The sequence below is a fragment of the Fibrella aquatica genome, from assembly GCF_041321135.1.
GTDB lineage: Bacteria > Bacteroidota > Bacteroidia > Cytophagales > Spirosomataceae > Fibrella > Fibrella aquatica.
The window spans coordinates 627,978-643,187 of record NZ_JBGGWF010000001.1 but is presented as its reverse complement, the minus strand read 5'-3'; the positions used below and the strand labels follow the sequence as shown (position 1 = coordinate 643,187).

The 15,210-nt window shown below is 52.7% G+C and carries 16 protein-coding genes; 8 read left to right on the top strand and 8 right to left on the bottom strand.

The features are described from left to right. Positions 1-43 precede the first annotated feature (43 nt). Entirely contained in the window at positions 44-718 is a 675-nt protein-coding gene (locus ACAW87_RS02340) for a heme exporter protein CcmB (RefSeq protein WP_370721535.1), read from the bottom strand. 51 nt (positions 719-769) lie between these two features. On the opposite strand from ACAW87_RS02340, the gene ACAW87_RS02335 reads away from it, so the two are divergent. The 4 genes from ACAW87_RS02335 (at position 770) to rluF (ending at position 5,425) form a co-directional block, all read left to right on the top strand. Next, positions 770-1,543 (top strand): sulfite exporter TauE/SafE family protein, encoded by a 774-nt coding sequence (locus ACAW87_RS02335; protein WP_370721534.1) that lies wholly within the window; start codon positions 770-772, stop codon positions 1,541-1,543. A 252-nt stretch (positions 1,544-1,795) separates the two neighbouring features. Continuing rightward, positions 1,796-2,020: a FeoA family protein gene (locus tag ACAW87_RS02330; RefSeq protein ID WP_085410544.1), complete on the top strand. Its 225-nt coding sequence runs from the start codon at positions 1,796-1,798 to the stop codon at positions 2,018-2,020. A gap of 26 nt (positions 2,021-2,046) precedes the next feature. Continuing rightward, the gene (gene feoB / locus ACAW87_RS02325) at positions 2,047-4,194 is read left to right on the top strand and encodes a ferrous iron transport protein B (RefSeq protein WP_370721533.1); all 2,148 of its coding nucleotides are present in this window, start codon (positions 2,047-2,049) and stop codon (positions 4,192-4,194) included. Between the two features lie 190 nt (positions 4,195-4,384). Continuing rightward, positions 4,385-5,425 (top strand): 23S rRNA pseudouridine(2604) synthase RluF, encoded by a 1,041-nt coding sequence (gene rluF / locus ACAW87_RS02320; protein WP_370721532.1) that lies wholly within the window; start codon positions 4,385-4,387, stop codon positions 5,423-5,425. A gap of 125 nt (positions 5,426-5,550) precedes the next feature. On the opposite strand, the gene ACAW87_RS02315 is transcribed toward rluF, so the two are convergent. Both ACAW87_RS02315 and ACAW87_RS02310 read right to left on the bottom strand, forming a co-directional pair. Next, entirely contained in the window at positions 5,551-5,715 is a 165-nt protein-coding gene (locus ACAW87_RS02315; protein ID WP_370721531.1) for a hypothetical protein, read from the bottom strand. A 245-nt stretch (positions 5,716-5,960) separates the two neighbouring features. Further along, positions 5,961-7,463 carry an NAD(P)H-hydrate dehydratase gene (locus ACAW87_RS02310; RefSeq protein WP_370721530.1) on the bottom strand — a complete coding sequence of 501 codons (1,503 nt, stop codon included), beginning with the start codon at positions 7,461-7,463 and terminating at the stop codon, positions 5,961-5,963. A gap of 107 nt (positions 7,464-7,570) precedes the next feature. On the opposite strand from ACAW87_RS02310, the gene rplS reads away from it, so the two are divergent. From rplS to ACAW87_RS02295, 3 genes are all read left to right on the top strand, one after another. Then, positions 7,571-7,954, top strand: coding sequence for a 50S ribosomal protein L19 (gene rplS / locus ACAW87_RS02305; RefSeq protein WP_370721529.1), 384 nt, complete (start codon positions 7,571-7,573; stop codon positions 7,952-7,954). Positions 7,955-8,167: 213 nt separating this feature from the next. Continuing rightward, on the top strand, positions 8,168-8,968 hold the full coding sequence (gene dapF / locus ACAW87_RS02300) for a diaminopimelate epimerase (protein WP_370721528.1): 801 nt from the start codon (positions 8,168-8,170) through the stop codon (positions 8,966-8,968). A gap of 105 nt (positions 8,969-9,073) precedes the next feature. After that, positions 9,074-10,003: a bestrophin family protein gene (locus ACAW87_RS02295; protein ID WP_370721527.1), complete on the top strand. Its 930-nt coding sequence runs from the start codon at positions 9,074-9,076 to the stop codon at positions 10,001-10,003. A gap of 109 nt (positions 10,004-10,112) precedes the next feature. On the opposite strand, the gene ACAW87_RS02290 is transcribed toward ACAW87_RS02295, so the two are convergent. The 5 genes from ACAW87_RS02290 to ACAW87_RS02270 are packed head-to-tail and all read right to left on the bottom strand — an operon-like array spanning position 10,113 to position 14,662. Continuing rightward, positions 10,113-10,421, bottom strand: coding sequence for a rhodanese-like domain-containing protein (locus ACAW87_RS02290; protein ID WP_370721526.1), 309 nt, complete (start codon positions 10,419-10,421; stop codon positions 10,113-10,115). 47 nt (positions 10,422-10,468) lie between these two features. Next, positions 10,469-11,671, bottom strand: coding sequence for a 3-oxoadipyl-CoA thiolase (gene pcaF / locus ACAW87_RS02285; RefSeq protein WP_370721525.1), 1,203 nt, complete (start codon positions 11,669-11,671; stop codon positions 10,469-10,471). 34 nt (positions 11,672-11,705) lie between these two features. Then, the gene (locus ACAW87_RS02280) at positions 11,706-12,518 is read right to left on the bottom strand and encodes an SDR family NAD(P)-dependent oxidoreductase (RefSeq protein WP_370721524.1); all 813 of its coding nucleotides are present in this window, start codon (positions 12,516-12,518) and stop codon (positions 11,706-11,708) included. Next, positions 12,508-13,710, bottom strand: a complete 1,203-nt coding sequence (locus ACAW87_RS02275) for a CaiB/BaiF CoA transferase family protein (protein WP_370721523.1) — start codon at positions 13,708-13,710, stop codon at positions 12,508-12,510. The genes ACAW87_RS02280 and ACAW87_RS02275 overlap by 11 nt, the downstream gene beginning before the upstream one ends. 58 nt (positions 13,711-13,768) lie before the next feature. Next, positions 13,769-14,662 carry an HTD2 family dehydratase gene (locus tag ACAW87_RS02270; protein WP_370721522.1) on the bottom strand — a complete coding sequence of 298 codons (894 nt, stop codon included), beginning with the start codon at positions 14,660-14,662 and terminating at the stop codon, positions 13,769-13,771. Positions 14,663-14,791: 129 nt separating this feature from the next. Between ACAW87_RS02270 and ACAW87_RS02265 the strand changes: the two genes are divergently transcribed. Beyond that, a complete protein-coding gene (locus ACAW87_RS02265) occupies positions 14,792-15,208 on the top strand; it encodes a VOC family protein (RefSeq protein ID WP_370721521.1) in 417 nt (138 codons plus the stop codon). Positions 15,209-15,210: the final 2 nt, after the last annotated feature.

Here is a 15,210-nt window from a genome sequence, read left to right as displayed (position 1 = left end):
GCAGCGCAACGTCAAACCTCAAACACGAAACATCAAACGTTTTTTAGCTCTTCCACAAAAACGGGAAGAGGAGGTAAGAAAGTGCCAGAACAATGGCGTCTATTGCCAAAATCGTTATCAGTTCATCGCTGCTCACCGACCGATCGAGGCCATCCATGGCATTTTTGGCCACTTTAAGTAGCAACAGCAGTAATGGTAAAATCACGGGGAAGCTCAGAATAGCCATCAACGTTGCTGAGTTTTCGGCTTTGGCGGCAATGGCAGCTACGAGTGTTAGGGAAGCGGCGAAACCGATAGCCCCCAACAACAGGCTTCCTATATATAAGCCCACATCGTCGACGGGATTGCCCAGGACAAAGGCATAGACCGAGAAACCCAGCAGGGCGAGCACGATCATCAGGCCGGTATTGTATATGATCTTGGCAACGATGATTTGCTGCGGACTGGCCAACGTGTAGTAGTACAATTGTCGACCGGCGCGCTCCTGTACAAAGGTTTTAGAAATGGCGTTGATAGCCGTGAAGAGTTGAATAAGCCAAAAAAGCGTGTTCCAGACCGTAGGGGCCATTTGACCACGTCGGGCGTTGAAACTCAGGTAGCAGACAAAAACGGCGCCCACGATATAGAGCAGCATTCCGTTGAGGGCATACCGCTGCCGCCATTCGAGCCGAAACTCCTTGCCGACCAACGTTCCAACTTGCAGTAACGATTCACGCATAGGACCGCAAAAATACGCCACAATGCCCAAACGCACCCTACTTTTGCAGTCATGATCCCCGATTTAGGTACGTTACTCTCCCTCTGCTTTTTTTCGTTTTTGGCTGGCTTCATCGACTCTATCGTAGGCGGCGGCGGACTGGTTCAAACCCCCGCCGTTTTGTTCAGCCTGCCTCAATATCCGATTCCTACCTTGCTGGGCACCACCAAATTTCCCAGCGCTGTAGGTACGTTGCTGGGAGCTGTTCAGTTTAGCCGACGCGTGACCATTCAATGGTCGCTTCTGTTACCAATGGCGGTCATCGCTTTTGCCGCTGCTCTTACCGGTTCCTGGACACTCACCCACGTACCCAATACGTTCATGCGGCCATTGGCGCTGGTCATTCTGATCGCGGTATTCCTCTACACGTTACTTAAGCCTGACTTTGGCCAGCACGTTGAGCGCACCCTCAGCCGCCGTCAGCAGCGCATCAGAATGGGACTTATGGCCTTGACTATCGGGTTTTATGACGGTTTTTTCGGACCCGGAACAGGTAGTTTCCTGGTGCTGGGACTGGTTGGGCTGCTGGGTTTCGATTTCCTGCGGGCCAGTGCTCATGCTAAGTGGGTCAATGTGGCAACCAACGCGGCCAGTCTGCTTTTTTTCACCAGCCGGGGCACCGTTCTGTTTGCCATCGCCATACCCATGGCCATCGCCAACCTGTTAGGTGCTTTTGTGGGCGTACGACTGGCGCTACTTAAAGGAAACGGATTCATTCGCGTGTTTTTCCTCTGCGTCATCGCCGCCACCATCCTGCGCTTCGCCTATGATTTAGTACGCGGATGATGGTACGCAGATTATACGGATGAAAGGGATTTACACGAATTTTCGATTTAAGCGGAGCAAATCAGTTCAAATCCAAAATCCGTGTAAATCCCTTTCATCCGTATAATCTGCGTACCATCAATCCGTGTCAATTCCTCTCATCCGTGTAATTCGTGTACCATCAGCATCATAATCCACTTACCATTTCTTACCATTTCTCAACTTTTCGCCGTAATGTTGCGTTTGTTTAAATGAAGTCTAAATAAAGACACCATGAGCAACCGTACTGTAGCCGATCTAAAACCCGGCGAACGCGCCCGGATAAAGTCCTTTAATGACCAGTGGGCCTCGATTAAGTTGCTCGAAATGGGTTGTTTACCCGGCGAGGAAGTGTGCTTGCATTGCAAAGCCCCGATGGGTGACCCAATTTGCCTGAACGTCTCGGGCTACTGCCTGTCGATGCGCCGGGCCGAAGCCGCCACCATTATTGTTGAGTAGAACGGCCCTCTGGGTCGAATGTTACCTTGGAAACATCGCCCGTATTGGCTTTAGTCGGCAACCCCAACGCCGGTAAGTCCTCGTTATTCAATCAATTGACAGGTCTGCGTCAGAAAACCGGGAATTTTCCCGGTGTGACGATGGACAAGAAATCGGGCACCGCTATTCTGTCGCCCCAACTCGAAGCCACCGTAGTTGATCTGCCGGGGGTTTACTCGATCTACCCCAAATCGCCCGACGAACAAATCGTCACCGACATTCTGGCGAACCCCGCCCATCCTGATTACCCGGATGTAGCCGTGGTTGTGCTCGACGCCTCTAACCTCCGCCGCAATCTGCTCTTGTTTACACAGATCATGGATTTGCGCGTACCGGTTGTGCTCGTGCTCAATATGCTCGACGTGGCCCGGCAACAGCAACAGGAGGTCAACGCTGTCCGGCTGTCGATGCGGTTGGGCATTCCGGTGGTGCGCGTCAATGCCCGTACCGGCGAAGGTGTTGATTTATTAAAAAAAGCCATTCTACAGCAGTTGAACGAGCCGGTTTTAGCTGAAACCCTCTTCTTCGATCCACAAACTGACCCCGTTCTTGCCGAATCGGTGACGAGTGAACAAACCGGTTTGCTGGAAGAAACAAAGCACCAATACGGCCTGACCAATAATTACCTGGCGCTTCAGTACGTCATTCAACATGATGGCTTTACCTTCCTTAACAAAGCGCAACGGGAAGGACTGGATGAACTCATTGCCCGCTATAACTTCAGTGAACCAGCTTTCCAGGTACGTGAAACCATTCGGCGCTATGAACTGATCTCGGCGGTAGTGGCCGACGCTGTCACCGACAAACGCCCCATTGGCCAACCAACCTGGAGTCAGCGGATTGACCGCGTTTTGTTACACCCGGTTTGGGGATACGCCATTTTTACGCTGATTCTCCTACTGGTTTTTCAAGCCATTTTTTCGTGGGCCACACCGCTTGTCGATCTTATCGATGAAGGCGTAGCCTGGCTGAACGGCAGCCTGAAAGACAGCCTGCCCCCCGGCCCCCTCACCGATTTACTGACCGATGGCATTCTGTCGGGTATTGGCGGCATTCTGGTTTTTATTCCGCCAATCGGTTTGTTATTTCTCTTGATTTCGCTGCTTGAAGAATCGGGCTACATGTCGCGCGTTATGGTCTTGATGGACCGCATCATGCGCAAATTTGGGCTAAGTGGACGGAGTGTGGTGCCTCTGATCTCTGGCGCTGCCTGTGCCGTACCAGCCATTATGGCTACCCGATCGATCAGCTCTCGCCGCGACCGGCTTATCACCATTATGGTTACGCCACTCATGAGTTGCTCGGCCCGGTTGCCTATCTACACCATCCTGATTGCATTGGTGGTGCCCGATCAGCGGGTGTTGGGCATTTTTAACATGCAGGGGCTGGCGCTGATGAGTTTGTATTTATTGGGATTGATTTCGGCACTGGCCGCCGCCTGGGTCTTTAAGAAACTCCTGAAAACCAAAGAGCGAAGCCTGTTTGTGATGGAATTACCCACGTTCAAATGGCCCCGCTGGAACCACGTTGGCCTCACTGTCTGGGAAAGCGTTCGCTCCTTTGTATGGGAAGCGGGCCGGGTTATTCTCGCGATCTCTATTGTACTCTGGGTACTGGCAAGCTACGGCCCCGGCAACAGCATGGACGAAGCCGAATCGCGCGTTCGCCGGGAATGGCAGGGGAAATCGGATGACGAAATTGCCAATGCTGTTGCCTCCGAACGGCTCGAATCATCGTATGCCGGTCATTTCGGCCACTTTATCGAGCCCGCCATAAAACCACTGGGTTACGATTGGAAGATTGGCGTTGCGCTACTCGCTTCATTTGCTGCCCGCGAAGTATTTGTCGGTACCATGTCGACTATCTACAGCCTGGGCGCAGGCGATACCGGCGACGACACTACCATTCGTCAACGCCTGAAAGCCGAACGCAACCCGGACACGGGTGGTCCCATGTATACCCCGGCTGTGGCCTGGTCGCTACTGGTCTTTTACGTCTTTGCTATGATGTGCATGAGTACCATTGCCACCACCTACCGCGAAACCAAAGGCTGGAAATGGCCCATGGTGCAGCTAGGCTACATGAGCGTACTGGCCTATGTATCGGCCCTGATCACGTACCTGGCGCTTCGATAAAATAGTCCTCAGTCTTCTGTCTTCTGTTTACTGTCTTCTATTGCTCCGCCACGGCACGTATTGGTGAGTTGGCGGAGCAACGGAAGACAGAAGACTGAGGACAGAAGACAACGGTACGTTGCTACCTTTGCCGGGCGTTTAGATTCGGGCACCACGGTTTCCTTTCTGTCCGTACATTCATCGAAGCCAAATGGAGCAAAGTTCAAAACGACTCAATAAATTCATCAGCGAAAGCGGGTTATGTTCCCGGCGAGAGGCAGACCGGTTTATCGCTCAGGGCGTCGTATTCATCAACGGACGCAAAGCGGTGGTTGGCGACCAGGTGAAGCCCAATGACCGTGTGCGTGTGAACGGAAATAATCTGGAACCCCGCGATGCTGATAACGTATTTCTTATTGCCCTGAACAAACCGGTGGGAGTAACCTCCACTACCGAGGAAAACGTGCGCGATAATATTGTGCAGTATGTAAACCACAGTGAACGGCTCTTCCCCATTGGTAGACTGGATAAGGATTCGCAGGGGCTTATTTTTCTGACCAACAACGGCGATCTGGTCAACAAGATCCTGCGGGCCGGCAACAAACACGAAAAAGAGTATGTGGTGACGGTAAACAAGCCCCTGACCACAGCGGTGATTAACGGCATGGCCAACGGGGTTCCGATGCTGGGCGTCATTACCAAAAAATGCAAAATAGTGCAGGAAGGCGCCACCACCTTTCGAATTACACTTGTTCAGGGATTGAACCGGCAGATTCGCCGGATGTGCGAATATTTCGGCTACGAGGTTACGAAGTTGGAGCGGGTTCGGATCATGAACATCAACCTGAAGGGCCTGCCCGTTGGCGATTGGCGGGATTTGACCGACAGTGAGAAGGAAATTATTTATGGCATGCTGGAAGGATCAACCGGTCTGGACGAGAAAAAGCCCAAAAGCGATCAGGCAACCAGAACAAAGAAGCCTGCCAGCTCCCCCAGAACATCCGGGATCAGAACATCCAGTTCCCCAAAAACAGCCAGCTCGCCCAGAACAGCTGGGTCGTCCAGAACAGCCAGCTCCCCAAAAGCAGCCGGGGCTAGAACAGCCAGTGCTCCCAGAACAGCCAGCGCTAAAAAACCGGCGGCCACGCCGCCGCCCCAATCTCGCCTGGGTAAGCCAATTCAAAAAAGAACGGACAGCCGGACTACCAAAAGTAAACCGGAGCAGAAAAACGGCCGCCGTAGCAAACGATAAGGCAACGCTGGAGATGTGGCATACATATAGTCCCCGATAACGAAGTAAGCTTGTAGCTACATAACGAAAGAAGGCCAAACTCCGGGGAGTTTGGCCTTCTTTCGTTATGCTTTAATCGCCTGCTTCTAAAACAGTAGCCCTTTAGCGATGAGTGGGTAAATGAAGTGGTAAATGATGTAGGTAAATAAAGCCACTGTGGCACCTCCTATGGCGGCGGTCTGCCCAAAATCAGCTGATGACCTTGATTTAGACTGGCTCATTCGCCATTCACGCTGCGTGTAGTTACCCATCTTTAGTGTTCGTTTAGAATATGTTACTAATTGCAGGGCAAATTTGATGCCCGACGAACTACTTTTTCAGCGAAGAACTACCTGATTATCGTACGTGTATCTACGTAGCTGATTAAACGGCATTTACCCCTATAGCTTCCGTATAAAGCTTATCTAACGGTCACTCCATGAGAACCAGTCAATAAACAGGCTGCCTTCTCTACGTAGAATTTATTCCACAAAAATTATGGATATTTTTCCATGAGTTACCAGGACCAGTGTAGGCTTTCAGCTACGTCAGAGGCCGTTAGCCCAATCTGTCCACGACTTTTTGCCGCCCGGTCTCCTGCTTGTCCGTGCACAAAAACGCCCAGCACTGCGGCCTCTACCGGGTCATACCCCTGAGCGAGCAAGGCCGTTAGCAAACCGGTTAACACATCGCCGGTGCCGCCCGTGCTCATGCCCGGATTACCCGTAGAGTTAAAATGAACTTCACCATTTGGGAGTGCAACGGCCGTATGAGCACCTTTCAAAACCACTACCACCTGCTGACGTTGGGCAAATTCCCGCAGTAGTTCAAGCTTGTCATAATCATTCTGCCAGCGTTGGGTCAAACGCTCAAATTCTTTTGGATGCGGGGTCAGAATACTGTTTTCGGGCAATAAACCGATTAAGTCTTTGTTAGCCGACAGCAGGTTCAACGCATCGGCGTCGATAACAACGGGGCGGTTAAAATTGGTCAATACTTCGCGCAGAAAACGAGCGGTTTCGGGGGCCTGCCCAATGCCGGGCCCAATACCAATGGCCGCATAATCGGAAAGCGAAGGACCATCCACATCACTCGGCCCCGTCAGAATACGCTCATCAACATCGGGGCGACACATGGCTTCGGGCACGGCAGTCTGCATAATCACGTACCCACAGTGGGGCGTCTGCACCGTCAATAACCCCACACCCGACCGCAAACAAGCCTTTGCAGCCAGCACACCCGCCCCAATTTTACCATAGCTACCTGCCAGCAATAAGGCATGACCATACGTGCCTTTATTGGAAAAACGCTCCCGACGGCGAAGCAGTAGCCGGGCTTCAGCTTCGGTCGTGTAATAATAAGGAGTGGGGGCTTGGTCGATGAAGCGCTGATTTAACCCAATATCAACCGTATGCCATTCGCCTACCGAACGGGCATTACCGGGTAGCAGAAGCGCCAGTTTGGGCAAATCGAACGTAACCGTATGATCGGGCTGAATCGTTACATCGTCGGGCAGATTAGGCTGATTTGCCTGAAGACCACTGGCAATATCAACTGAAATCACCACAGCAGGTGAATGATTGATTCGCTCGATAACCATTTTCACCAACCCCTCAGCCGACCTTGATATACCCGACCCCAGAATGGCATCGATAACGACATCTCGCTGCCGGAGTGTAGGCATATCGCCCGGATTTTCGATGTAGTGGGGATTAATGAGCAGTTTAAGGCGGCGGTGATTATGCGCAAAATCGTCGGATTCGCGGGGTGCATACCGCACCACAAACACATCAACGATATAATTAGCCTGAAGCAGTAAGCGGGCAATAGCCAATCCATCTCCCCCATTGTTTCCAAGACCGCAAAATACCTTCACAGGTGTGAAAGCATCGTAGCGCATCATAAACCAATCGACAAATGCCTGTGCGGCACGTTCCATCAGTTGGATCGGTGCAATGGGTTCATAGGTAATGGTGGCTTGATCAAGTTGACGAATCTGTTCAACATTAAGGATTTTCATACTGGTTAAGGAAGCTGTCTTGAGCAAAACTATTTTCTTACAACGAATTAAGTACTATCTTTGCGGCTCGATTTTGAAAAAATATCCTGACGATATACAATACGGTCATGAGTGAGCTGATTAAATTAGTGGAAGCCGACAACGCCCAACGGCGTTCGGACCTCCCCGTGTTTCGCGCCGGCGACACGGTAAACGTACACGTTAAGATTCGCGAAGGTAGCAAAGAGCGTATCCAGGTTTTCACCGGTACGGTTATTCAGCGTCGCAACCCAAACACCAACGGCGAAACCTTCACGGTTCGCAAGATTTCAAATGGTGTAGGTGTTGAGCGTATCTTCCCCCTGCTGTCGCCAAACGTTGATAAAATTGATGTAGTCCGTCTGGGCAAAGTACGCCGCGCCCGTTTGTTCTACCTCCGTGGTCGTCAGGGCAAAGCTGCACGCGTAAAAGAGCGGATTATCCGCAAACCAGCTCCAGTAGCTGCTGCATAGATTTTTCTCTGCATAAACAGAAAGGGCTGCTCATGCATGGGTAGCCCTTTCTGTTTATGCAGAGAAAACTAGTTCAAAACGGTCCGCCGCTGCGGTCTAAAGTCCAAGAGTTCAAAGTCGCGCTGCCTGGCTGTGTGATGGTACTCAGGCAACGCAACTTTGAACTCTTGGACTTTAGACCGCAGCGGCGGACCGTTTTGAACTTCTTTCCCCATGCTTTTCTCCAAATACCAGGGAACCGGCAACGATTTCATCCTGATCGATGACCGGAATAATACGTTTCCTACACACAACCAATCGTTGGTGGCTCAACTGTGTCACCGTCGCTTTGGCATTGGTGCCGATGGCCTTATCCTGCTCCAGGATCATAACGACTATGATTTCAGGATGGTCTACTTCAATGCCGATGGCGCTGAGGGCAGCATGTGTGGTAACGGAGGCCGGTGCATCGTTCGGTTCGCGCATGATCTGGGTATTTTCAAAACACATACCCGTTTTCTGGCTGTCGATGGTGAGCATCTGGCCGAAGTAGACGGTGAGGAAGTGCGGCTGAAAATGAGCGACGTACCCAGCCTCGCCCCTGCCGGTCAGGCCGACGAATCGGTACCTCAACCAGCATACAGTTTTTTGAATACCGGTTCACCACACGTAGTTAAATTCATCAGCGGCCTGGCTACTTACGATGTAGCTGCTGAGGGCTATACCTTACGGCACGATGCGGCGTTTGCGCCGGGCGGCACCAACGTTAATTTCACCGAACTGGTGAAAGGCAACAGTCTCTTTGTACGTACCTACGAACGGGGAGTTGAAGACGAAACCTATTCGTGTGGTACAGGTGTGACCGCGGCGGCTCTGGTGGCCCACCAACAGCAAAACCTGCTCAGTCCCATATCAATACGAACACTAGGCGGTAACCTCAAAGTAGCTTTTACGGCTCAGGAAGATGGCTCGTTTACAGACATCTATCTGATTGGCCCGGCACAGCGGGTGTTTGGGGGAAACATAACCCTTTAAGTAGTTTGCAGTTTACTGTTTACAGGCTTCTGTTGCTTGGCCTAGGAACGTATTGTGCTATAGCAGCGCAACAGAAGCCTGTAAACAGTAAACTACAAACTATAAATGATTACATACACCAAAAATGACTGGTTTCCGGCTATCTGGCATTTTCACCGAAGCCCGACTGCCTTTTCACTTTACAGACGGTTGCTCTGGATAGGACTTTATGTAATAGGCGTCACCTTCCTTGAATTATGGATGGTCGATCTTAAGTTGAAAGATACGCCTACCGAATTTCTGTCGACGATGGGCATTCTGCTTAGTTTGCTGTTACTGTTCAGGACCAACACGGCCTACGACCGGTTCTATGAAGGCCGGCGCGCCTGGGGCACCCTTGTCAATAACAGCCGGAACTTAGCCGCCTACCTAAACGCCGTGCTTCCCTCCGACCGTACCGACGATCGGCTCTTTTACACGAAGATGATCGCCAACTTTGCGTTTTCGCTGGAAAACCACCTGCGTAACGACGAGAAAGCAGATGGATTGGAAGCCGCGGGAACAGACGAATTGAGCGAGCTGACTCACTATGATCACGTACCTAATGGCGTGGTAGCCCAGTTGCAGTTACGCACCGAACGCCTGTACCGCGAGGGGATTTTTACTGATGCCCACCTGATTAACCTGAACACCATGTTGCTCGTTTTTTTGGATGTATCGGGCATATGCGAACGGATCAAAAGCACCCCGATCCCGTTTTCGTACAGCTTTTTTATCAAGGTGTTTATCCTGATGTACATCTTCGTGCTGCCCTTCTTGATCATCGACGAATACGGCTACCTGACCATTCCGGCAGTTTTGGCTGTGTCATACATTCTGGTCGGCATTGAGATCATTGGTGAAGAAATTCAGAACCCATTCGGTAAAGAGCACAACAACTTACCCCTGAACCAGATCGCCCAAATGATCCGGTTGAATGTGCACGAGCTAATGCAGTATTACCTCCCCCACGAAGAAAAACAAGCCGCCAAAAGCAACTTTGCGATCGTTACGTAGAAAAACCGTTTGTGGTTTGTCGTTTGATGTTTGTGGTTGCTCCGCTGATTTGCCAACCCGCTGATTAGCAGCGCAACCACAAACATCAAACGACAAACCACAAACGGTTTCACTCGCTTTCCACTATTCCCCCATGCAGGTGGTAGATCGTCTTTTTGGCGAACTCGGACTGACGAAGGAGGTCTTTGGCGGCTACCCGACTACGAACGCCGTTCGTGCATATGACGATAATCGGGTTGTGCGGTAGCAGTTCGGCGCGGCGGGTACGTATATCGGCCAGGGGAATGTTCAGCCCCCCCAGGTTAAACTCTTCGAACTCCCAGTCATCGCGCACATCTACCACCACAGCGTTAGGCTGCTCACGCAGCGCTTCCAGATCGGTCAGCGAAATATCGGTGTAGGCTGGGTACGTTGTCATACCGAAAACAACACCAACTTAGGCATACGTGTTCGGAGAGAAGTTGCTTACACCCGCTCGATCACAACGGCGTAACCCATCCCGACGCCTATACACATCGTAGCCAGCGCGTATCGTTTTTGCTGATGAGCCAGTTCCAGCATAGCCGTTTGAAGTAGGCGCGTACCCGACATACCCAGCGGATGGCCTAGCGCAATAGCACCGCCGTTCGGATTAATGCGGGGATCGTTGTCGGATAAGCCCAACTGCCGGATGCAGGCCAGCGACTGAGCCGCAAAGGCTTCGTTTAGTTCGATGACGTCGATATCATCGAGAGTCAATCCTGCCTTTTGCAGGGCTTTCTGACTAGCCGGTACGGGGCCAATGCCCATGATGCGCGGCTCAACGCCAACCACCGCCGAGGCCACGATTCGGGCTTTTGGGGCCAGTTCGTAGCGTAAGGCAGCCGCTTCCGTTGTGACCAGCATGGCAATCGCGCCATCGTTCAGCCCGGCGGCATTGCCCGCCGTAACGGTGCCGTCTTTTTTGAAGGCCGGTTTCAACTTGGCCAGTACATCGAGAGACGTTCCTGGTTTGACAAACTCATCGGTCTGGAAACGCACGGGTGCTCCCTTTTTAGCGGGGATGTCGACGGGCATCATTTCTTCGGCCAGTCGCCCTGACTGCTGCGCCTGCGTGGCTTTCTGCTGCGACCGATAGGCAAATAAATCCTGATCGTCGCGGCTAATGGAATACAGCTCCGCCAGATTTTCGGCCGTTACGCCCATTGCATCGACGCCGTAGAGATCGCGCATGCTGGGGTTGATAAACCGCCAGCCGAAACTCGAATCGAACAGTTGCGCGTCGTTGCCGAATGGTTTTGCACTTTTCGATAGCACCCAGGGGCCGCGCGTCATGTGTTCCATACCCCCGGCAATGAACACCTCGCCGTCGCCTGCCCGGATAGCGCGGTTGGCGTGCACCACCGCCGACATACCCGACGAACACAGCCGGTTGACCGTTTCGCCAGGCACCGTGTAGGGAAGCCCCGCCAGCAGCAGCGCCATACGAGCCACGTTCCGATTATCTTCACCCGCCTGATTGTGGCAACCCAAGATCACGTCATCAATGGCATCGGGCGACAGGCCCGGATTTCGATTCAGTAGTTCGCGGATGGGTAGTGCCGCCAGATCGTCGGCGCGGACGGTCGACAAGCTTCCACCAAAACTGCCAATGGGCGTGCGAATGGCATCAATGATATAGGCATCCATAGGTTGATCGCTTGAATGAGTGGATGAAGTGGGTCTAGTGAATGTGAATGCCGCCGTTGACATCAATCGTGGCTCCGGTGATGAAACCCGACAGGTCAGATGCTAAAAACAGGCAAGTCCCAGCCAGTTCGACCGTTTTACCGACTCGTTTTAAAGGAATCGTTGAAATGACGGCTGTTAGCTGATCTTCCGAGAGTCCATCCAGCATGCTGGTTTCGATCATTGCGGGGCAAATCACATTGGCCCGGATACCCATTGGCGCAAATTCCCGGGCGATTGACCGGGTCAAACTAATCACACCCCCTTTTGAGGCAGCATAGTGCGCCCCGCCAACCAGCCCTCCTCCCCGCTGGGCTGCTAGAGAAGCCAGATTGACGATAACCCCGCTCTGCTGTTCGGTGAAGCGTTTCAGGGCACTTTTGCAGATGTTGAACGTGCCTTTCAGGTTCACGTCCATAATCGTCGTGTAGGCGTCGTCGGTTATGGAAAGCATCCCTTCCGACTTGACAATACCGGCACAATTCACCAGACAATCAATCGTGCCAAACGTATATACGGCCTTTTCGATGGCATTGTCGCAGTCGGCGGCACTGCGTATATCACATGACACGCAAAGTACGTCTGGCGTATGGCCAATCTGTTCAGCGATGGAGGCCTTCACGTCCTGCGCGATCTGATCAGTCATGACCAGATCCAGAATGACCAGCCGGGCACCATGCGCAGCAAACAACTCGGCGGTGGCATAGCCGATGCTACGCAGCGACGCGGCACCGACAATGACACATACCCTGTTCTCTAACAGCCGGTGATTGTATTTTTTACCTTCGGCAGATGGGCTATTTTTCACAGATGTGCGCTGCTTTTTGGGTGAGTAACGATTCCTGTTCAGCCGGAGAAAATCCTAATTCATTGAGTAGGTCTTTGGTATCCCAGCCACGGGGTACGGCCGAGGAACGAGCGGACGGGTAGTGCCCATCGACCTGAATGGTAGAGCGGATAACCGCTGTTTTTCCTTCCGTCGGGTGCTCTTCCACGCCCAATAGGTCAACGGCTTTCAGGTGTGGGTCTTCCAACAGTGTCTGAAGGGTATGGCAGGGCATCGCAGGCAGGTCGGCTTCCCGGAAGAGGGCAAGCCATTTGTCGGTCGTCTTGTTTTCGAGCGGTGCCCCCCGCACCTCGAACCACTCCGCAACGTACCTGGCCCGGCTTGCTACGGTGCTGAAACGCGCATCATTGAGCAACGCCTGTTTGCCCGTTACGTGCAGAAACGCCTGTACCTGCGCATCGGTGTTGATGGTGAACGAGATATAGCCGTCCTTCGTTTTCACCGGCTGGTTATGGGGACTCAGCAGGCGAAGGTCGCCCGGGGGACCAACCGGCGGGACAAAACTCTGCTGGGCCAAGTGCTCCTGAAGTACGAAAGACGCCATCGTCTCGAACATCGGAATCTCCAGGCTGGCCCCTTCCCCCGTGCGCTGACGCTGCATCAGAGCGGCCATTATCGCCCCCGCCGAAATTTCGCCGACCACATGGTCGCAGATGAGCATGGGCACATAGGCCGGCTTACCATCGCGAGCCATCGTCAGCCCCGCAATGCCGGAAGCACCCTGCAATACGCTGTCATAGGTGGGCAGTCCGGCATAGGGGCCATCAGTACCGTAACCGGTTATCAAACAGTAAATTTTATCCGGGTACGTCGCCCGAATTGACTCGGCATCCAGACCCAAACGGGCAAGGGCATCGGGGCGCATATTGGCCACGATGACGTCGGCCCAGCCAACCAGTCGTTCGCAGATTTCCTTGCCGCCGGACTTTTTGAGGTCGAGGCAAATGTTTCGCTTGCCCCGGTTGAGATGCAGGTACGCGCCCGCATGCTGACCCGTAGGCGATAGGCCACCAAGCCCGCGCATCAGGTCGCCCGACGGGTTTTCGACCTTGATGATGTTCGCGCCGTATTGCCCCAGTCGCCAGGTGGCAACGGGCCCGACGACAACGGCGGTCAAATCGAGAATATTGATTCCTTTCAATGGCTCAAACATGAGAATTTCGGATTTTGGATTTATTGCCGGGTGGCGTTCGGCTGACGCTAGAAGGGTATTATCGCGCCGGTGGACTGGCGTGAGCCGAACGCGGCCCGGCAATAAATCCAAAATCCGAAACCCCCAATCCCAAATCCATAGTTATGGCAACCCGGTTCGTATCATCGAAAATGGTCAGTTGCCAGCCTGTTTCGCCTTGGTCGGCTGTCAGCGTCAGTGGACGGCCGCAGTACAACGGAGCAGTGTGTTTTACGGTTATCTCGGTTGGGGCAAGCCCTAATTCCGTTCGGATGAACTCGGTTAGTAGTAGGGTTGCCAGACCGCCGTTCACGACTAAATCCGGGAGACCTTCTACGATCCGGGCGTAGTCGCGGTCGAGGTGAATTTTATGCGAGTTGAACCCTAGTGCCGAGTATTGGAATAGTAGGGTTTCGTCGGGCACAAACAGCTTCTGATACTCGGCCTGAATCGGTGCCGCCGGTGTTGTTTCTGCTTTCGCTGAACCGGTTTTTCCGCTCAGCAAAATATACGTCTGGGTCTCAACAAGCACGGGCGACGCAGCCGAAACCGGGCGCAGTTCATGCTGGATCGTCACGATGGCCATTGGGCCTGAGGGGGTTGTCTTTTCAGTGATTTTCTTCACGAAACTCGTCCGCTCCACCACCGAACCAATCTCAAGATCGCCCCTGTACGAGACGGTTCTACCGCCCAGTAGCAGGCGGGGTAAGCCAAGGTCGGGAAGGGGAACACCCAGACCGGGGAAGCCATCCGGCCGTAGTGCCGATTTCCGGGTTTCGCCTGCCAGCATGAAAAAGTGCCAGCCCCGTGGTAAAACATCGCCCTCCGCGAACGTATCTGAATCCAGGTCCAGCATGGCGGCTACCCGCCTTACCATGGTCAGACTGCATCCTTCGTTTACCCGTACCGGCTGTTCTATCGCTGACTCGTGCATTGTCTATTAGTGAGCAGAAGATGGCTTCTCTTATAAATCTTCCCCCAAAACTACAACTGTGTTTTTATATTTGAAAATTAAATTTCATATTTGCAAAACGATGTTTCTTTTGGGTAAATCATAGTTCTCATGACATTCAATTATCACCACATGAATCTGTGCACGGAGGACGTGCCAAGAATCTCGGAGTTTTATCAGTCCGTGTTAGGTCTTAGCCGCATCACCGATGCTGAACACAGTCTCGTTGGCGAGGATACCGCCGAGCGGTTCGATGGTGTGGTTGATTTTTTGACCGATGGAAACGTCGAGTTTCACATCACGCGCAAGGATGTCAACCTCGGGTTTCAGATGAAGCAGTTCATCAATCCACTCGAACGGGGGCATTTCTGCTTCCGCACCGACGATATCGAAGGGTTCAAAAAGCGGCTTGAAGAGAAAGGGATACCCTATGCCGACTACGGTAAATGGGCGCTGGCGGGCTGGTACCAGATCTTCTTCCATGATCCGGACGGCCACATCATCGAGGTGCACCAAACGGGCCTATAACC

Bases quoted from the DNA above. Each gene is read 5' to 3' on its own strand.
- ACAW87_RS02265 (WP_370721521.1), top strand. From the start codon at position 14,792: ATGACATTCAATTATCACCACATGAATCTGTGCACGGAGGACGTGCCA.
- dapF (WP_370721528.1), top strand. From the start codon at position 8,168: ATGCTTTTCTCCAAATACCAGGGAACCGGCAACGATTTCATCCTGATC.
- ACAW87_RS02270 (WP_370721522.1), bottom strand. From the start codon at position 14,662: ATGCACGAGTCAGCGATAGAACAGCCGGTACGGGTAAACGAAGGATGC.
- ACAW87_RS02315 (WP_370721531.1), bottom strand. From the start codon at position 5,715: ATGGGTAACTACACGCAGCGTGAATGGCGAATGAGCCAGTCTAAATCA.
- ACAW87_RS02295 (WP_370721527.1), top strand. From the start codon at position 9,074: ATGATTACATACACCAAAAATGACTGGTTTCCGGCTATCTGGCATTTT.
- ACAW87_RS02310 (WP_370721530.1), bottom strand. From the start codon at position 7,463: ATGAAAATCCTTAATGTTGAACAGATTCGTCAACTTGATCAAGCCACC.
- rplS (WP_370721529.1), top strand. From the start codon at position 7,571: ATGAGTGAGCTGATTAAATTAGTGGAAGCCGACAACGCCCAACGGCGT.
- ACAW87_RS02330 (WP_085410544.1), top strand. From the start codon at position 1,796: ATGAGCAACCGTACTGTAGCCGATCTAAAACCCGGCGAACGCGCCCGG.
- ACAW87_RS02335 (WP_370721534.1), top strand. From the start codon at position 770: ATGATCCCCGATTTAGGTACGTTACTCTCCCTCTGCTTTTTTTCGTTT.
- ACAW87_RS02275 (WP_370721523.1), bottom strand. From the start codon at position 13,710: ATGTTTGAGCCATTGAAAGGAATCAATATTCTCGATTTGACCGCCGTT.
- ACAW87_RS02290 (WP_370721526.1), bottom strand. From the start codon at position 10,421: ATGACAACGTACCCAGCCTACACCGATATTTCGCTGACCGATCTGGAA.
- ACAW87_RS02340 (WP_370721535.1), bottom strand. From the start codon at position 718: ATGCGTGAATCGTTACTGCAAGTTGGAACGTTGGTCGGCAAGGAGTTT.
- rluF (WP_370721532.1), top strand. From the start codon at position 4,385: ATGGAGCAAAGTTCAAAACGACTCAATAAATTCATCAGCGAAAGCGGG.
- pcaF (WP_370721525.1), bottom strand. From the start codon at position 11,671: ATGGATGCCTATATCATTGATGCCATTCGCACGCCCATTGGCAGTTTT.